The 16,406-nt window shown below is 74.2% G+C and carries 20 protein-coding genes; 13 read left to right on the top strand and 7 right to left on the bottom strand.

The features are described from left to right. Positions 1–13: 13 nt before the first annotated feature. The gene (locus GA0070616_RS15085; protein ID WP_091090836.1) at positions 14–511 is read right to left on the bottom strand and encodes a GNAT family N-acetyltransferase; all 498 of its coding nucleotides are present in this window, start codon (positions 509–511) and stop codon (positions 14–16) included. A gap of 228 nt (positions 512–739) precedes the next feature. Here GA0070616_RS15085 and GA0070616_RS15080 point away from each other — a divergent pair, with 228 nt between their 5' ends. Then, positions 740–1,117, top strand: a complete 378-nt coding sequence (locus GA0070616_RS15080; RefSeq protein WP_091082379.1) for an ArsR/SmtB family transcription factor — start codon at positions 740–742, stop codon at positions 1,115–1,117. Between the two features lie 34 nt (positions 1,118–1,151). On the opposite strand, the gene GA0070616_RS15075 is transcribed toward GA0070616_RS15080, so the two are convergent. Next, entirely contained in the window at positions 1,152–1,487 is a 336-nt protein-coding gene (locus tag GA0070616_RS15075) for a YnfA family protein (protein ID WP_091082377.1), read from the bottom strand. A 225-nt stretch (positions 1,488–1,712) separates the two neighbouring features. Between GA0070616_RS15075 and GA0070616_RS15070 the strand changes: the two genes are divergently transcribed. The 7 genes from GA0070616_RS15070 (at position 1,713) to GA0070616_RS15040 (ending at position 9,805) form a co-directional block, all read left to right on the top strand. Continuing rightward, positions 1,713–3,323, top strand: coding sequence for a potassium/proton antiporter (locus tag GA0070616_RS15070; RefSeq protein WP_091090833.1), 1,611 nt, complete (start codon positions 1,713–1,715; stop codon positions 3,321–3,323). 124 nt (positions 3,324–3,447) lie between these two features. Continuing rightward, positions 3,448–4,815, top strand: a complete 1,368-nt coding sequence (locus GA0070616_RS15065; protein WP_245712777.1) for a TrkH family potassium uptake protein — start codon at positions 3,448–3,450, stop codon at positions 4,813–4,815. Continuing rightward, positions 4,808–5,488, top strand: a complete 681-nt coding sequence (locus GA0070616_RS15060) for a potassium channel family protein (protein WP_175440081.1) — start codon at positions 4,808–4,810, stop codon at positions 5,486–5,488. The genes GA0070616_RS15065 and GA0070616_RS15060 overlap by 8 nt, the downstream gene beginning before the upstream one ends. A 94-nt stretch (positions 5,489–5,582) precedes the next feature. Then, entirely contained in the window at positions 5,583–6,470 is an 888-nt protein-coding gene (locus GA0070616_RS15055) for an ABC transporter ATP-binding protein (RefSeq protein WP_217628196.1), read from the top strand. Further along, positions 6,467–8,050 carry a polyketide antibiotic transporter gene (locus tag GA0070616_RS15050; protein ID WP_091082374.1) on the top strand — a complete coding sequence of 528 codons (1,584 nt, stop codon included), beginning with the start codon at positions 6,467–6,469 and terminating at the stop codon, positions 8,048–8,050. Before GA0070616_RS15055 ends, GA0070616_RS15050 begins: the two co-directional genes overlap by 4 nt. Positions 8,051–8,287: 237 nt before the next feature. Next, entirely contained in the window at positions 8,288–8,914 is a 627-nt protein-coding gene (locus GA0070616_RS15045) for a universal stress protein (protein WP_091082372.1), read from the top strand. A gap of 63 nt (positions 8,915–8,977) precedes the next feature. After that, positions 8,978–9,805, top strand: a complete 828-nt coding sequence (locus GA0070616_RS15040; RefSeq protein WP_091082369.1) for a zf-HC2 domain-containing protein — start codon at positions 8,978–8,980, stop codon at positions 9,803–9,805. Between the two features lie 16 nt (positions 9,806–9,821). Here GA0070616_RS15040 and rpsN read toward each other — a convergent pair whose 3' ends face one another. The 3 genes from rpsN to rpmB are packed head-to-tail and all read right to left on the bottom strand — an operon-like array spanning position 9,822 to position 10,531. Continuing rightward, positions 9,822–10,127, bottom strand: a complete 306-nt coding sequence (rpsN, locus tag GA0070616_RS15035; protein WP_091082367.1) for a 30S ribosomal protein S14 — start codon at positions 10,125–10,127, stop codon at positions 9,822–9,824. Further along, entirely contained in the window at positions 10,128–10,295 is a 168-nt protein-coding gene (gene rpmG, locus GA0070616_RS15030) for a 50S ribosomal protein L33 (RefSeq protein ID WP_013287204.1), read from the bottom strand. It abuts the gene before it with no gap. Then, entirely contained in the window at positions 10,295–10,531 is a 237-nt protein-coding gene (gene rpmB, locus GA0070616_RS15025; protein WP_091082364.1) for a 50S ribosomal protein L28, read from the bottom strand. The genes rpmG and rpmB overlap by 1 nt, the downstream gene beginning before the upstream one ends. Before the next feature lie 78 nt (positions 10,532–10,609). Between rpmB and GA0070616_RS15020 the strand changes: the two genes are divergently transcribed. The 5 genes from GA0070616_RS15020 (at position 10,610) to GA0070616_RS15000 (ending at position 15,344) form a co-directional block, all read left to right on the top strand. Next, on the top strand, positions 10,610–11,890 hold the full coding sequence (locus tag GA0070616_RS15020; RefSeq protein WP_091082361.1) for a CobW family GTP-binding protein: 1,281 nt from the start codon (positions 10,610–10,612) through the stop codon (positions 11,888–11,890). Then, a complete protein-coding gene (locus GA0070616_RS15015; protein ID WP_091082358.1) occupies positions 11,887–12,147 on the top strand; it encodes a type B 50S ribosomal protein L31 in 261 nt (86 codons plus the stop codon). Before GA0070616_RS15020 ends, GA0070616_RS15015 begins: the two co-directional genes overlap by 4 nt. 129 nt (positions 12,148–12,276) lie before the next feature. Then, positions 12,277–13,110: an MEDS domain-containing protein gene (locus tag GA0070616_RS15010; RefSeq protein ID WP_245712776.1), complete on the top strand. Its 834-nt coding sequence runs from the start codon at positions 12,277–12,279 to the stop codon at positions 13,108–13,110. Continuing rightward, a complete protein-coding gene (locus GA0070616_RS15005) occupies positions 13,107–14,069 on the top strand; it encodes an anti-sigma factor RsbA family regulatory protein (RefSeq protein WP_091082354.1) in 963 nt (320 codons plus the stop codon). The genes GA0070616_RS15010 and GA0070616_RS15005 overlap by 4 nt, the downstream gene beginning before the upstream one ends. 30 nt (positions 14,070–14,099) lie before the next feature. Then, positions 14,100–15,344: a DUF2786 domain-containing protein gene (locus tag GA0070616_RS15000; protein ID WP_091082351.1), complete on the top strand. Its 1,245-nt coding sequence runs from the start codon at positions 14,100–14,102 to the stop codon at positions 15,342–15,344. Between the two features lie 158 nt (positions 15,345–15,502). Here the strand turns inward: GA0070616_RS15000 and GA0070616_RS14995 are convergent, their stop codons facing one another. Further along, positions 15,503–15,676, bottom strand: coding sequence for a CsbD family protein (locus tag GA0070616_RS14995; RefSeq protein WP_091082348.1), 174 nt, complete (start codon positions 15,674–15,676; stop codon positions 15,503–15,505). A 74-nt stretch (positions 15,677–15,750) separates the two neighbouring features. Further along, on the bottom strand, positions 15,751–16,386 hold the full coding sequence (locus GA0070616_RS14990; RefSeq protein ID WP_091082345.1) for a DUF305 domain-containing protein: 636 nt from the start codon (positions 16,384–16,386) through the stop codon (positions 15,751–15,753). Between the last annotated feature and the right edge of the window lie 20 nt (positions 16,387–16,406).

Here is a 16,406-nt window from a genome sequence, read left to right as displayed (position 1 = left end):
ACCGGGCTGCGGCTCAGTCGATCACCGGGCTGCGGCGTTCCAGCAGCACGACGTCGCGCCATCGCCCGTGGTGTCGGCCCACCCGTTCGCGGACGCCGATCACCCGGAACCCGGCCCGCTCGTGCAGGGCCAGGCTGGCGGTGTTCTCGGGAAAGACGCCCGACTGGATGGTCCAGATGCCGGCCGCCTCGGTGGCGGCGATCAGCGCGTCGAGCAGCAGTCGGGCGGCGCCGCGCCCCCGGGCGGCGGGGTCGACGTAGACGGAGTGCTCCACCACGCCGGCGTAGACCGCGCGGGTCGAGGTCGGCGAGGCGGCGATCCACCCGACGACGGTGGCGTCACCGTCGACCACGACGAACCGGTGCCCGGGAAGCTTGTCGGCGTCGAATGCCGCCCAGGTCGGCGCGGTGGTCGCGAAGCTGGCATCGCCGCCGTCGAGGCCGGCCTGGTAGATCGCCAGTACCCGCCCGGCGTCGTCGGCCGTCATGGGGCGGACGGTGAGATCGGCCATCAGCGCGCTCCGTCCGGGATCCGGGCCGAACCCGCCAGCGCCCACCGCCACGAGGCGCACGTCCGGGTTGCCGCCCGGTCGGGAAGCTCGTCCACCACCGCACCCCCGTCCATCACCGCACCTCTTGATCGCAGATCACCGGTCACCGGTCACCAGTCCGAGCCCCTGTCTCGACCCTTGTCGAAACAGACAGTTGCACGTCACCTGGAAGGCTGTCAACCTAGAGGAATGTCGAAACAAGGCGCGCCGTCCGTCCGGATCGACCTGACGGCCGACACGCCGTGCTGTCCGCCCCTGGCGGAGCGCCGCGTACCGGCCGAGACCGCAGCGGTGCTCGCGCCGGCGTTCAAGGCGCTCGGCGACCCGGTGCGACTGCGGCTGATGTCGATGATCGCCTCCGCCGAGGGCGGCGAGGCGTGCGTCTGCGACCTGACCCCCGCGTTCGACCTGACCGGGCCGACCATCTCGCACCACCTCCGCACGCTGCGCGAGGCCGGCCTGGTCGACGCCGAACGACGCGGGACGTGGGTGTACTACCGGGCCCGCCCGGCGATCCTGCGTCAGCTCGCCGCTCTGCTCACCGTCGCCCCGACCGGGGGCGAGTGAGTCGCGCCCACCCGCCGACCGGGCGGGACGGCGGTCAGGCGCCGCGCGGGGCGTACATGATGACGGCGACGCCGAGCAGGCAGATCGCCGCGCCGGTGAGGTCCCACCGGTCCGGCCGGAAGCCGTCGACCAGGACGCCCCAGGCCAGCGAACCGGCGACGAACACCCCGCCGTACGCGGCCAGCACCCGCCCGAAGTTCGGGTCGGGCTGGAAGGTGGCCACGAAGCCGTAGGCGCCGAGCGCGATCACCCCCGCCGCCACGAACCACAGGCCACGGTGTTCACGCCAGCCCTGCCAGACCAGCCACGCGCCGCCGATCTCCGCCAGTGCGGCGAGGGCGAACAGCAGCAGGGAACGCACGACGGACATCCGCCGGACCGTACCGCATCCAGGAGCTGTCACGCTGAGCACTCAGGACCCGCCGTCCGGGTAACGTGATCACGGGGGTGCGCCGGGAACCGCACCGTCCGACCCGTCGGGGCCGGACGGGCCTCGGGTTCCTGACCCGTGGGGGGCGGCCACCCGGTCTTCCGGTCGAGGAGAGGGGCGTACGCGCATGTGCCGAGGGCGGACGACACCGACCGGGGACCGTCGATGACGTTGCAACAGGTCTATCTGCTGATGATCGCCGGCGCCGGGGTGGCGCTGGTGAGCGTGACGGCCGCCCGGGTGGCCACGCGGGTCGGGCTGCCGGTGCTGCTGGCGTACCTCGGAGTGGGGTTGCTGCTCGGGGAGAACGGCCTGGGCCTGCGGTTCGACGACGCCGCGGCGGCCCAGGCGATCGGCACGGCGGCGCTCGCGGTGATCCTGGTCGAGGGTGGACTGACGACCCGGTTCTCCGACATCCGCCCCGTGCTGGCCCCCGCGGCGGCCCTCGCCACCGTCGGCGTGCTGGTGAGCGTCGGGGTGACCGCGCTGGGCGCGCACCTGCTGCTGGGCGTGTCGTGGCAGCTCGCGCTGCTGCTCGGCGCGGTGGTGTCGTCGACCGACGCGGCGGCGGTGTTCTCGGTGTTGCGGACGCTGCCACTGCCACGCCGGCTGGCCGGGCTGGTGGAGGCCGAGTCGGGTCTCAACGACGCCCCCACCGTCATCCTGGTGCTGGCGTTCAGCGCCGCGACCCTCGACGCGGCCGGCCCGCTGGAACTGCTCGGGCAGATGGTCTACCAGCTCACCACGGGCGGCCTGGTGGGCCTCGCCGTCGGCGGCGCCGGGGTGTGGTTCCTGCGCCGGCTCATCCTGCCCGCCTCCGGCCTGTACCCGATCGCCACGTTCGCCTGCGGCATCCTCGCGTTCGCCGCCGCCGGGCTGGCCCAGGCCAGCGGCTTCCTCGCCGCCTACCTGGCCGCGCTGATCCTGGGCAACGCCCGGCTGGCACACCGGCGGGCCACCGTGTCGGTGGCGGAGGGCCTCGGCTGGATCGCGCAGATCGGGCTGTTCGTCATGCTCGGTCTGCTGGCCACGCCACGGGAGCTGCCCGGCGCGATCCTGCCCGCCCTGGCCGTCGGCTCGGTGCTGCTGCTGCTCGCCCGACCCGTGTCGGTGCTGGTCGCACTGCTGCCGTTCCGCATCCCGCTGCGGGAACAGGCGCTGCTGTCCTGGGCCGGCCTGCGCGGGGCGGTGCCGATCGTGCTGGCCACCATCCCGGTGGTGGCCGGGGTCGCCGGCAGTGACCAACTGTTCAACATCGTGTTCGTGCTGGTCGTGGTCTTCACCATGCTCCAGGCTCCGGTCCTGCCGTGGCTGGCCCGCCGGCTGCGGCTCAGCCCCGCCGGCCTGGGACCGGAACTCCAGGTGGAGTCGGCTCCGCTGGACGCCATCGACGCCGACCTGCTGCACCTGACCGTCGACGCGGAATCCCGGATGCACGGCGTGCACGTGCGGGAACTGCGGCTGCCACCACCGGCGGCGATCACGCTGGTGGTGCGGGACGGCACCGCCTTCGTGCCCGAGCCGGACACCCGGCTGCGCCGGGGGGACCAACTGCTGGTGGTCACCACGCCGCACGTCCGGGACCGGGCGGAGCGGCGGCTGCGGGCGGTGACCCGCGCCGGACGCCTGGCGCACTGGCGCGGCGAAGCCGGCGACCCGGACCGGCCGGCGCAGCGGAGACCACCACGCCCCCCGACGGACGTGCCGCCGCCGGCCGCCCGACCACCGGACGCGGCGGCCGGGCAGACGTCCGAACTGGTCGGGTCACCGCACTGACCCGGGGGTGCCGCCCTGCGGGGATTCCCGCCCGCCCACGTCCTGCCCCGGAACACCGTGCGATGATCGCCGTCGTGCCCAGCCCGAGCCGCCGAGCCGACGGCCACGCCACCGACGAGGTGCCGTGCCGTCGCTGACCCGTAGGCCCGCCTGGCAACGGCGCAGTGACCGGTTCCGGCACCCGGCGCAGGTCATCGCCGCCGGCTTCGCGGCCGCGGTCGCCGTCGGGACGGGACTGCTGTCCCTTCCGGCGGCGACCCGGTCCGGTGAGCGGGCCGACCTGGTGGACGCGCTGTTCACCGCCACCTCGGCGGTCTGCGTGACCGGCCTGGTCACCGTCGACACCGGCACCTACTGGTCCGGCTTCGGGCAGGCTGTGATCCTGCTGCTCATCCAGGCCGGCGGGCTCGGGATCATGACCCTGGCCACCCTGTTCACCGTGCTGCTGTCCCGCCGCCTCGGGGTGCGGGCACGGTTCCTCGCCCAGGCCGAGACCAAGAGCCTCAGCCTGGACGACGTCCGCGGGGTGGTCCGCCGGATCGTGCTGTTCAGCCTGACCACCGAGGCGGTGGTGGCCACGGTGCTGGCCGTCCGCTTCGCCACCCGGTACGACGAGTCGTTCGGTGCGGCCCTCTACGACGGTGTGTTCCACGCCGTCTCCGCGTTCAACAACGCCGGCTTCTCCACCCGCGCGGACAGTCTGGTCGGCTACGTCACCGATCCGTGGATCAACCTGACCGTGGCCGCCGCCGTCATCCTCGGCGGTCTGGGCTTCCCGGTGGTGTTCGAGCTGGCCCGCGCCTGGCGCCGCCCGGCCACCTGGTCGGTGATGACCCGGATCACCGTCGCGATGACCGTGGCCCTGTTGGCCTTCGGCACCGTCGTGTTCACCCTGGCGGAGTTCTCCAACCCGGAGACCTTCGGTCCGCTCGACGGGCCGGAGAAGCTGCTGGCCGGCTTCTTCGCCTCGACGATGACCCGCACGGCCGGGTTCAACAGCATCGACATCGGTGCGCTGCGGCCGGAGAGCCTGCTCGCCAGCGACGTGCTCATGTTCATCGGCGGGGGCAGCGCCGGCACCGCCGGCGGCATCAAGGTCACCACCTTCGGGCTGCTCGCGTTCGTGCTCTGGTCCGAGATGCGCGGCGAGACCGACGTCAACGTCGGCCGGCGGCGCGTACCCACCAGCAACCAACGGCAGGCGCTGGCGATCGCCCTGCTCAGCGTCGGGGCGGTGGTCGGCGCCACGGCCGTCCTGCTGGCCATCACCTCGTACTCGCTGGACGTGGTGCTGTTCGAGGTGGTGTCCGCGTTCGCCACCGTCGGCCTGTCCACGGGAATCACCGGTAGCCTTCCTCCGGAGGCCGACCTGCTGCTGGTCGTACTCATGTTCGCCGGCCGGATCGGCCCCCTCACCCTGGCGTCCGCGCTCGCGCTGCGGGACCGGGACCGCCGCTTCGAACTGCCCGAGGAGAGGACGATCGTTGGCTGAACTGCAGACCGAACCGGTGGTGGTGATCGGGCTGGGCCGCTTCGGCAGTGCGCTCGCCCGGGAACTGGTCGAACGGGGCACCGAGGTGCTCGGCATCGACAACCGACCGAAGCTCGTCCAGTCGATGGTCGGGCAGATCCCCCATGTCATCACCGCCGACACCACCGACATCGAGGCGCTTCGGCAGCTCGGCGTCGCCGAGTTCAACCGGGCCGTGGTGGCGATCGGCACCGACATCCAGGCCAGCATCCTCACCACCTCCCTGCTGTCGGAGCTGGGCATCGCCGATATCTGGGCCAAGGCGATCAGCGAACAGCACGGCAAGATCCTCGAACGGGTGGGGGCCCACCACGTGGTCGCCCCCGAGCACGACATGGGCGAGCGGGTGGCGCACCTGCTGTCCGGGCGGATCCTCGACTACGTCGAGGTGGACGCCGACTTCGCCGTGATCAAGACCAAGCCGCCCCGCGACGTCGTCGGGATTCCGCTGCGCGACTCGAAGCTGCGCAGCCGGTGGGACGTCACCGTGGTCGCGGTCAAACCGCAGGCCGCGATGGCGGGCCGGCAACCCGGCTTCACCTACGCCACCCCCGACACGGTGCTGAACTACGGCGACCTGATCCTCGTCGTCGGCGCGATCGACGCCGTGGAGCGCTTCGCCGCCACGGAGTAGCCCCGCCCGGGTGTTGCGTCCCGGGGCTACGGTTTCCGGTGGTGTGCCGGGAAGCCTGGTCGGCAGTCGTGATCCGCCTACCCCGGAGGCTCCCGTGGACCACCCCGCCATCCGCACCGAAAGCCTGACCAAACGCTACGGGCCGCTGCTCGCCCTCGACTCCCTCGACCTGACCGTGCCCGCCGGAGAGGTGTTCGGCTTCCTCGGCCCCAACGGCGCGGGCAAGTCCACCACCATCCGGCTGCTGCTCGGGCTGGCCCGTCCCACCGCCGGCCGGGCGTTCCTCTTCGACACCGACGCCGCCGACGTCGTCGCCGCGCACCGGCGCACCGCGTACGTGCCGGCGGACGTGGCGCTCTGGCCACAGCTCACCGGGGCGGAGATCCTGGAACTGCTCGGAGCGACCGGCCCGGGCGTCGACCGCGGCTACCGTGCCGAACTGGTCGAACGCTTCGCCCTCGACCCGTCGAAGCCGGCCCGCACGTACTCGACCGGCAACCGGCAGAAGGTGGCCCTGGTCGCGGCGTTCGCCACCCGCGCACCCCTGCTCGTGCTCGACGAGCCGACGAGCGGCCTGGACCCGCTGATGGAACGCGAGTTCCGCCGGGCCGTCGCCGAGGCCCGCGCCGAGGGCCGGACGGTCTTCCTCTCCTCCCACCAGTTGGCCGAGGTGGAGGCCGTCTGCGACCGGGTGGCGATCCTGCGCGCGGGCCGCCTGGTGGACGTCGCCACCGTGCCCGACCTGCGACGGTTGCACCGCACCGAGGTGCTGGCCCGGATCACCGGCCCGCTGCCGGACCTCGACGCCGTCGAGGGGGTCGACAGCGTCGAGGTCGACGGCGACGCCGTGCGGTTCACCCTCACCGGCCCGCCCGGCCCCGCCCTGCGGGCCCTGGCCACGGCGGAGGTGGTCACGCTGGCCGTCCGGGAACCCACCCTGGAGCAGATCTTCCTGGACTACTACGGGGCGGAGGGCCGGTGAACCCCGGCCGTGCCGTCACCCGGCTGACGGTCCGTCAGGTCCGCCGGGGCACCCTCGTCGTGCTGGCGGTCACCGCCGGCATGTCCGCGCTCGTCGTCACCACCTATCACAGCGCGCTCGGCGGTGCGGAGGGCGCCGCCGCGCTGGCCGCCCTCGCCGCGAACCCGGCGATCCGGACCCTGTTCGGCGAGCCGGTCGCTCTCGACACCGCCGGCGGCTTCACCGTCTGGCGTACCGGCACCGTCCTCGCGGTGCTGCTCTCGGTGTGGGGAATGCTGGCGGCCACCAGGATCAGCCGTGGCGAGGAGGACGCCGGGCGGTGGGACCTGCTGCTGGCCGGTCGACTCACCCCGTCGGCGGTGATCCGCCGGCAACTCGGCGTCCTGACGGTCGCCGTGGCGGGCAGCGGCACGGCCGTCACCGGGGCACTCGCGCTGAGCGGCACCCCGCTGACCGGCGCGGCGCTGCACGGTGCCGGGCTCGCCCTCGCCGGGGCGTTCGGCGTCGCGGTCGCCCTGCTCACCGCCCAGGTCCTGCCCACCCGCGCCGGGGCGACCGGGGCCGCGACCGCGGTGCTCGGCGTGGCGCTGCTGCTGCGGATGGTCGGCGACGGGATCGGCGCCCTGGGGTGGCTGCGCTGGCTGTCCCCGTACGGCCTGCTGGCCCTGACCCGCCCCTACCTGGACGACCGGGTGGCGCCGCTGCTGGTGCTGGGTGCCGGCACGGCCGCCGTCGCCGCCCTGGCCCTGGTGCTGGCGGGGCGGCGTGATCTGCGCGCCGGGCTCCTCGCGCCGACCACCAGCCGTCCGCCCCGCCGCTGGCTGCTCGGCTCGGTGGAGGCGTTCGCCCTCCGGCGGCTGCTGCGTCCCCTCACCGGCTGGGCGGCCGGGATCGGCGCGTACTTCCTGCTGATCGGGCTGCTCGCGGAGTCGCTGACGGCTTTCCTCGCCGACAATCCCCTGTTCGCCGAGGCCGCCGCGGAGGCCGGCTTCGCCGGTCTGGTGACCGTGCGGGGGTACGCGGCGACCCTGTTCGCGCTGCTCGCCGTCCCCGTCGGGATCTTCGCGGCCCTCCGGCTGGCCGACTTCGGCGCGGCCGAGGCCGACCGCCGGTTGACCTCGCTGCACGCCCAGCCGCTGCGCCGGGGGCGGCTGCTCGCCGCCGAGGTCGTCGCCGCTCTCGCCGGGGCGGCCGTGCTGCTCACCGCCGCCGGCACCCTGACCTGGCTGGGGGCGACGATCGTCGACGCGGGGCTGTCGCTGCCCGCCGCCCTCGCGGGAGCGTGGAACGTGCTGCCGGTCGTCCTGCTCGCCCTGGGTGCGGCGGTGCTCGCCCTGGGGTGGACGCCCCGCGCCGTCGCGGCCGTGGGCGCGCTGCCCGGTGCCGGCGGGTTCCTGCTCAAGGTCACGGCCGAGAGCGCGGGCCAGCCCGAGGTGGGCCGACTGTCCCCCTTCGCCCACCTGGCCGCCGTTCCCTCGACCGGGCCGAACTGGCCCGCGTCGCTGGCCATGGCCGGGGTGGCGGTGGCGGTCGCCGCCCTCGGCTGGTGGGGTTACCACCGGCGTGACCTGCGGGGCTGACCGTTCGGTGGCCGGCGGCGGCCGTCACGCCAGGTAGCTTGGCCTCCGCGGCGGGCACCACGGGTCTGGTTTGCCCTCCGGTGCGGCTTGCGGCCCGCTTCCCGACAGCGACCTGCCGCCTGTCCTCCGGTGCCGCCGGGACGGTCGGGATACCCGCCGCCTGGCTGGGTAGTCGCCTGCACATGACCCGACCGCACCCGACCGTTCCGGGCGGCCCGAGCGCACGGCGGGCCCGCCGTGGCTGACTGGTGGTTCGCGGCCCTCGTGGTGGTGCTGTGGCTGGCGGTCGGTCTCGGCTGCGCGGCTGTCTTCGTCACCCGCGGCGGGCACCGGAACCTGCTGTGGTACCTGGTCGGCGGGCTACTCGGCCCCCTCTTCGTGCCGATCGCCGTCGAGCGCGGCAAGGCCCGGACGCGGCAGCTCGACGTCCGGTCCCAGCCGGCCGTGCCGACCGGCAGGGGACTGCGGGTACTGGTCGGCGTGGACGGCTCGACGCACTCCGACCGAGCGCTGCACGCCGTCGCCCGCACCCTGGCCGGCAGTGTCAGCGAACTGGTGCTGGCCACGGTCACCAGCGTCGACCTGACCGAGGACGAGTCGCGGGAGGAACACGCGCAGGCGCGCCGGCTGCTCGACGAACGGGTCACGGCCCTGCCCCGGGCACTGCCCCGACCGACGACCCTGATCGTCGCCGGTCACCCGGTCGACGCGCTGCTGACCGTCGCCGACGATCACGACGTCGACCTGCTGGTGGTCGGCCGGCACGGGCACGGGGTCAGTGACCGCCTGCTGGGCAGCGTCGCGCAGGAGCTGGCGCACCGTTCTCCCCGGGCGGTCCTGCTCAGCAGCCTGGCCGACCGCTGATCGCGTCGACGTCGTCGTCCGGCCGGCGGGAACCAGGGCGGGCCGGCGAGCGACTACCGGTACATGGGGTGTGAGCAGTGGCGGGAGATCCTGTCGGCGCAGCTGGACGGTGAGACGAGCCCGCACGAGCAGCGGGTCGCCGCCACCCACCTGGATGTCTGCGGCGGCTGCCGGAGGTGGCTCGACGAGGCGGCCCGGGTGACCCGTCGGGCGCGGACCCGGCTGGTCGCCGACCTGCCCGACCTGACCGGGGCGATCCTCGCCGCCGCCCCGCCGCCCGCTCGTCGGGGGCGGACGCAACGGACGGCCCGCCGACTGTCCGCGCTCGCGGCGCGGCTGTCGCCCGGATCGGGAAGCCGCCGGGAGCCGGCCGGCGGGGGCCGGATGGTGACCGGCCTACGAGCGGCGTTGGGGCTGCTCGGGGCGGTGCAGCTCGTCCTGGGGCTGGCCCAGGTCGGGCGGGGCGCGGTCACCGGGTACGGGCACGCGACCGGCCAGCACCTGTGGCACGAGTCGGCCGCGTGGAACGTCGCGGTGGGCGCCGGCTTCCTGTTCGTGGCGCTGCGCCGTACGTCGCCGTCGGGGCTGCTGCCCATGCTCGGCGCGTTCGTCGCCACCCTCGTGCTGCTGTCGGTCAACGATCTGGTCGCCTCCCAGGTGGCCGTGGAACGGCTGGTCAGCCACGGGTTCCTGCTGGTCGGTTACCTGATCACCGTGCTGCTCGCCCGGTCGGGGCCGCGCACCGGCGACCCCGACGGCCACGGCCGACCGGAGCAGTCCCGCTGGCGGCTGCGGTCCGACGAGGTCGACGAGGCGACACCGGCGCCGCTGCGGCTGCTGCCGCCACCCACGGCCCGGGTGTCCCGCCCCCCGTCCCGCCACGCCGCCTGACCCCCGGCCGGTCAGGTCACCGGGACGCCTTCCGGATCCCGGGCAGCTCGCCGCGCAGGGCCAGCTCGCGGAACCGCACGCGGGACAGTCCGAACCGGGTCAGCACGCCACGGGGGCGGCCGTCGATCTGGTCCCGGGAGCGCAGCCGCACCGGGCTGGAGTCGCGCGGCAGCCGGGCGAGCCGCCGAACCGCGTCCTGACGCCCTGCGGGCTCGGTGTCCGGGTGGGCGACGAGTCGTTTCAGCCCCGCCCGCCGCACGGCGTGCCGGGTGACGAGTTCGCTCCGGCGGGTCTGCCGGTTGACCACGCTCTTCCTGGCCATTCAGCGGGCCTCGCGGAACTCGACGTGCCGGCGTACCACCGGGTCGTACTTGCGCAGCACCAGCCGGTCGGGGTCGTTGCGGCGGTTCTTGCGGGTGACGTACGTGTAGCCGGTGCCGGCGGTGCTACGCAGCCGCACGATCGGACGGACGTCGGTCTGCCTGGCCATCAGACCTTCACCCCCCGGCCACGCAGTTCCGCGACCGCCTTCTCGATGCCCCTGCGGTCCACGGTCTTCAGCGCCTTCGCGGTCAGGGTGAGGCGGATCCAGCGCCGCTCCGACGGCAGCCAGTAGCGGTGGCTCTGGAGGTTCGGGTTCCACCGGCGGCGGGTGCGGCGGTGGGAGTGGGACACGGCGTTGCCGAAGCTCGGCTGCGCGCCGGTGACGTCACAACGTCTGGACATTGGGTGCTCCCTTGAACGACGGGTTCCAGGCCATCCTATAATGACAACGGTTTTCATTACCAACGGAGAGGAACTGACATGCCGTCGTCCCCATCGGCACCCGCCGACGCCACCGCGACGGACGCCGACACCCGACCGTCCCTGACCGTGCTGTCGGGCTTCTGGCCCGCCGCAACCTTCGCCGCCGCCCGCGCCCTGCTCGCCGCCGACCCCGCGCTGCTGCTGGTCCGGCACGACCTCAGCGGTCTGCAAGAAGGCGTGGTGCGCCGGGTGGTGCGCAACGGCGACGGCATCGTGGAGGACGAACAGGTCACCCTGACCCACGCCTGCGCCTCCTGCACCCTTCGCGAGGACGTCCTGCCCACCCTCGTCCGGCTCGCCCGCCGACACCCCGGCAGTGACCTGGTGCTGATGCTGCCCGAGGTGGTCGAACCCGAGTCGGTCGCCGCCGTCTGCGCGCACTGCCCGGTGGACGGCACCCCCCTCACCGACCTGATCCGGATCGACTCGTACGTGACCGTGGTCGACGCGGAGCACCTGCTCGACGCGCTGGCCAGCACCGACGACCTGAAGACCCTGGGCATCCACGCCGCCGACAACGACGACCGCGCGCTCGCCGACGTCGTGGTCCGACAGATCGAGTACGCCGACACCCTCGTGCTGTGGGGACGGTCCCGCGAGGGCGCGTACGACACCAGCCGGCTGGGGGTGCTGCTGCACCGGATGGCTCCCTGGTCCGCCCAGTTCCGGGTGGACGCGGACCTGGTCGACGCGTACGCGCTCACCCGGCAGCTGCGCGGCACCCACCGCCACCGGCCCGAGACGCCGGGGGTGCTCAACCGGGCGTTGCAGGGGTACGCGCTCGGCGTGCACGAGCCACAGCCCGACTGCGGCGTGGTGTCCACCGTCTTCCGCGCCCGGCGGCCCTTCCACCCGCAGCGGCTGCACGACGTGCTGGAGGAGGTCAACGCCGACAGCATCCGCTCCCGTGGCCACATCTGGCTGGCCAGCCAGCCGGACACGGTGGTGGCGTGGGAGTTCGCCGGGGGCGGGCTGGCGATGGGCTCGCTGGGCCGGTGGCTGGCCGCCCTGCCCGATCCGCAGTGGGACCACGTCTGCGACCAGCGCCGACTGGCCGCCGCCCTGGAGTGGGACCCGTACTACGGCGACAGGCATCAGCACCTCGTCTTCATCGGCCTGGACGTCGACCCGGTCGACCTGCACCGCACCCTGACCCGCTGCCTGCTCACCGACGCCGAACTGGCCGAGGGCGAGCAGGCGTGGCGGGAACTGACCGATCCGTTCGCCGGCTGCTTCCCGATCGCAGAGCCCGAATCCGACGGAGCCGACCTCCCGTGAAGCCCGACATCCACCCCCGCTACGCACACGTGGTCTACCGCGACAAGGGGGCCGACTTCGCCTTCCTCACCCGGTCCACCGCCACCAGCGACGAGACGGTCGAGTGGACCGACGGCAGGACGTACCCGGTGATCGACGTGCAGATCTCCAGCGCGAGCCACCCGTTCTGGACCGGCAGGCAGCGGCTCCTCGACACCGCCGGTCGGGTGGAGAAGTTCCGCAACAAGTACGCACGGCACCGCCCCACCGGCCGCTGACCCCGGCGTCCGGCGGGGCCGGTTCCCGACCGGGCGACGTGGCACGAGGAGAGGCAGCGAACCGCGACGACTACGGCGCAGGCCCGGAGGCCCGGGGGCGGCCTACACTGGCCACATGCGGTGGGCAGCGTGAGTGACCAGGAACGGCCGGGTGGGCCGTACGGTCACCTGTGCTGGGCGTACGACGACCCCGCCGAGTTCCACGCCCGCGCCGAGCAGTTCCTCCGCGCCGGCCTGACCGCCGGCCGGCGCGTCTGGTTCGTCACGCCCGACCGGCCCGAGCCGGTCCTCGAACGGCTGCACGCCGCGCCCGGCTTCACCGACGCGCTGCGCGACGGTGCCGCCGAGGTGATCGCCCTGGGCAGCGCCTACGCCACCGACGCGGTGGTCGACCACACCAACCAGGTCGCCGCCTACCTGCTCGCCACCCGGGAGGCGCTGGCCGCCGGCTACTCCGGGCTGCGCGTGGTGGCCGATGCCACGCCGCTGGTGCGTACCCCCGCCCGGCGGGACGCCTTCGCCCGCTACGAGCACCGCATCGACCGGGCCATGCGCCAGGAGCCCTTCGAGGCCATGTGCGCGTACCGACGGGCCGAGCTGGGTGACCGGGCCGTCGCCGAGCTGGCCTGCCTGCACCCGCAGCACAACGTCGAGTCCCTGCTCTTCCGCCTGTACGCCGCACCGCCCGGCCAGGGCCACGCCACCCTCGCCGGTGAGTTGGACCTGACCACCCACCAGCTCTTCCGCACCACGCTCGAACGCGCCGATCTCGAACCGACCGACGGCGAACTGGTGCTGCACGCCGCCGACCTGCACTTCCTCGACCACCGCTCACTGGTGCACCTGCGCGAGTACGCCCGCCGCCGCGGCGCGACCGCCGTGCTGCGCACCTCACACGCCGCCGCCGCCCGGCTGGCCGCGCTGCTCGACCTGCCCGGCCTGCGGGTGGAGCTGGTCCGGTGAGGACGGGTCCCGCCGCCGGGCTGCCCGGCCACTTCCACGAGGCCGTCCACTACGACTCCGACGAGGAGCTGGTCGCCGTCGCGGTGCCGTTCCTGCTGGACGGGGTGGCGGCCGGCGAGCCGACGATCCTGGCGCTGGGCGAGCGCACCGGCGACCTGGTCCGCTCCGCGCTGCCCGCCCGCTGCGGCGTCGAGGTCATGAGCGGCGGGCAGGTGTACGCCCGACCGGCCGCGGCGATCCGGCTCTACCGGCACCTGCTGGCCGAGCGGGTGGCCGCCGGCGCGGCACAGGTCCGGATCATGGGTGAGGTGCCGCCGCTCGCCCTCGGCTCCACCTGGGACTGGTGGGCCCGGTACGAGGCTGCGGTCAACCACGCGTACGACGAGTGGCCGCTGTGGAGCGTGTGCGCCTACGACACCCGGCGTACGCCCCGCGCGGTGCTCACCGACGTCGCCCGCACCCACCCCCGGTTCGCCACCGTCGACGGGCGGCACCTGCCGAGCGCGTCGTACACGGCGCCGGAGGCGTACCTGCGCGAGGAGCGGGCCGTCCCGGCCGATCCGATCCAGGCGTCACCGCCGGTGGTCGAGCTGACCGACCCGACCGCCGCGCAGGCCCGCGCCGCCGTCCGCGCCGTCGACCGGGGACTGCTGTCACCCGACGACGCCGACGACTTCACGGTCGCGGTCAGCGAGACCGTCACCAACGGGTTGCGGCACGGCAAGGCCCCGGTGCGGCTGCGGATCTGGGCGGGCGACGACCGCATCGTCGCCACCGTCAACGACGCGGGCGACGGGCCGACGGACCCCTACGCGGGGCTGCTGCCGGCATCCGACGGCTCCATCGGCGGCCTGGGCCTGTGGATCACCCACCAGTCCTGCGACCACGTCACGCACTGGCGCGACGCCGATGGCTGGACGTTGCGCCTCACCGCCGGGCAGCCGCCCCGCGCGGCCTGAACCCCGGTCGCGGACCGAGGAGGAGTGGCAGTGCCAGGCGCCGACGAACTCGTCGACGAGGTGCTCGCGGCGGTGCGCGGCACCGACGTACGGCTCGCCGAACGGCAGCGGGACCGGCTCGTGGTCGGCGCGGGGGTGCAGAACGGCGCGGCGGCGGTCGAAGCTGCCCTCGCCCGCCGGCTGGCGCGGGTCGTCGGGCGGCTCGCGACGCGCGGCTGGCAGCCGGTCGACCTGACCCGACTGGCCGGGCGCCGGCTCGGCGCTCGGGCCGCCGCCCTGGTGGTGGACGTGCTCGCCACGCACCGACGCACCCTGCCCGACGCGGTGCCGACCTGGTGGGACGCGCAACTCGCCGACCTGGACGCGCACGTGTGGTGGGCCGACGACGACCGCCAGCTCGGTGCCTGGGCGCACCGGCAGGGGCTGGACCGGGTGACCGCGCTGCGGGAGGTCGTCGACGTGCTGGCGCTGGTGGAGGGGCTGCCGCCGATCGCGGTGCTCCGCCCGCCGCCGGGCACGGCCGGTGCGACCGCCGACCGGGGGCGTCGTTCCCCGACCGGGGCGTCCCGCATGCTCGACCGGGTCCGGGCGCTGCTGGCCAAGGCGGAGTCGACCACCTTTCCCGCCGAGGCGGAGGCGCTCACCGGCAAGGCGCAGGAGTTGATCGCCCGGCACAGCATCGACCAGGCGCTGCTGTCCACCGACGCGGAGCCGGGTGACCGGCCCGGCGGAGTGCGGCTCGGCACCGATCCCCCGTACGCGGGCGCGAAGGCCCTGCTGGTGCAGGAGGTGGCGGCCGCGAACCGGTGCGAGGCGGTGTGGTCCGACGACCTCGGCTTCACCACCGTGCTGGGCTGGCCCGCCGACCTGGAGGCGGTCGAGCTGCTATACACGTCGCTGCTCGTCCAGGCCACCACGGCGATGCTGCGCGGCCGGGGTGAGCGCCGGTCCGGTGGTCGGCGCACCCGGGGATGGGACGAGTCGTTCCTGAACGCCTTCGCCCTGCGCATCGGGGAGCGGCTGCGGTCGGCCACCGAGTCGGTCGACCGCGAGACCGCCGCGGCGGCGGGGCCCGAGCGGCTGCTGCCGGTGCTCGCCGCACGGTCGGAGGCGGTACGGGAACGCCTCGACACGCTGTTCCCCGGGGTCACCCGGCACCGGCTGTCCGTACGGGACGCCGAGGGCTGGTCGTCGGGCACCGCCGCCGCGGACCGGGCCTCGCTGGCCCCGGGACGCGCGCACCGGCCGCCACCGCGCCTGGACCGCCGCGGCTGACCGTCCCGGACCGCTCACCGGCAGGCGGACGACGGACCGAGGCCCGCCGGTCACCGGCACGCGGACGACGCACCGAGGCCCGCCGGGTCACCGGCACGCGGACGGCGACCGCCGGGCCGGCCACGGGGCCGACCCGGCGGTCGTCTCCTGCTTGACGATCAGCTCTTGAAGGCGTCCTTGATCTTCTCGCCGGCCTGCTTGAGCTTGGCGCCGGTCTGGTCGTTGCGACCCTCGGCCTCCAGGCGCTCGTTGTCGGTGGCGCGGCCGACGCCCTCCTTGACCTTGCCGGTGGTGTCCTCGGTCGTGTTACCGATCTTGTCGTCGATGCCCATGTCATCCTCCGGTGGTCGGCGGGTTCCGCTACGTCAGGTACGTACCCTCCACGCCGGCCCCCAACCGTCCAGCCTCAGAGCCGGTCGAGGATGCCCCGCATCAGGGCGATCTCCTTCTGCTGGCTGGTGGCGATCTGCTGTGCCATCGCCTTCGCCTCCGGACTGGTGCCGGTCGCCGTCTCGCTCCGCGCCATCTCGATGGCGCCCTCGTGGTGGGCGATCATCATGGTCAGGAACTTCCGGTCGAAGTCCCGGCCGGACGCCTTGGTCAGCCCGGCCATGTCGGCGTCGGACATCATGCCGGGCATCGCGTGGTCCATGTGCGGCATCTCGGCGCCGGGCGACGGGACCGGCCGTCCCCAGGTGGTCAGCCAGCCCGACATGGCATCGATCTCCGGCCCCTGGGCCGCCTTGATATCCGCGGCGAGACTCTTCACCTCCGGGTCGGCGGCCCGCGTCGCGGCCAGGTCGGCCATCTCGACCGCCTGCTGGTGGTGCGGGATCATCATCTGGGCGAACATCACGTCGGCGTCACCGAACGGCGCGGCGCCGGCGGTGGGTCCGCCGTCGGCCGGGGCGGTGGTCGTGCCGGAGCCGGCCGTGTCGTGCATCGGGGAGTCGTGGTCGTCGCCGCCGCAGGCGGACAGGGTCAGGGCGACGGTCAGGGCCGCGCCGGCCAGCAGGGCGCGGCGCACGGTGGTACGGATCATCGTGGACTGCCTTCCGGGTA

Source organism: Micromonospora nigra (genome assembly GCF_900091585.1).
In the GTDB taxonomy this organism is placed as follows: domain Bacteria; phylum Actinomycetota; class Actinomycetes; order Mycobacteriales; family Micromonosporaceae; genus Micromonospora; species Micromonospora nigra.
The sequence above is the reverse complement of the archived record's forward strand: the minus strand, read 5'-3'. Positions and strand labels throughout refer to the sequence as shown.

Bases quoted from the DNA above. Each gene is read 5' to 3' on its own strand.
- GA0070616_RS15085 (WP_091090836.1), bottom strand. From the start codon at position 511: ATGGCCGATCTCACCGTCCGCCCCATGACGGCCGACGACGCCGGGCGG.
- GA0070616_RS15080 (WP_091082379.1), top strand. From the start codon at position 740: ATGTCGAAACAAGGCGCGCCGTCCGTCCGGATCGACCTGACGGCCGAC.
- GA0070616_RS15075 (WP_091082377.1), bottom strand. From the start codon at position 1,487: ATGTCCGTCGTGCGTTCCCTGCTGCTGTTCGCCCTCGCCGCACTGGCG.
- GA0070616_RS15070 (WP_091090833.1), top strand. From the start codon at position 1,713: ATGACGTTGCAACAGGTCTATCTGCTGATGATCGCCGGCGCCGGGGTG.
- GA0070616_RS15040 (WP_091082369.1), top strand. From the start codon at position 8,978: ATGGGGTGTGAGCAGTGGCGGGAGATCCTGTCGGCGCAGCTGGACGGT.
- rpsN (WP_091082367.1), bottom strand. From the start codon at position 10,127: ATGGCCAGGAAGAGCGTGGTCAACCGGCAGACCCGCCGGAGCGAACTC.
- rpmG (WP_013287204.1), bottom strand. From the start codon at position 10,295: ATGGCCAGGCAGACCGACGTCCGTCCGATCGTGCGGCTGCGTAGCACC.
- rpmB (WP_091082364.1), bottom strand. From the start codon at position 10,531: ATGTCCAGACGTTGTGACGTCACCGGCGCGCAGCCGAGCTTCGGCAAC.
- GA0070616_RS15020 (WP_091082361.1), top strand. From the start codon at position 10,610: ATGCCGTCGTCCCCATCGGCACCCGCCGACGCCACCGCGACGGACGCC.
- GA0070616_RS14995 (WP_091082348.1), bottom strand. From the start codon at position 15,676: ATGGGCATCGACGACAAGATCGGTAACACGACCGAGGACACCACCGGC.
- GA0070616_RS14990 (WP_091082345.1), bottom strand. From the start codon at position 16,386: ATGATCCGTACCACCGTGCGCCGCGCCCTGCTGGCCGGCGCGGCCCTG.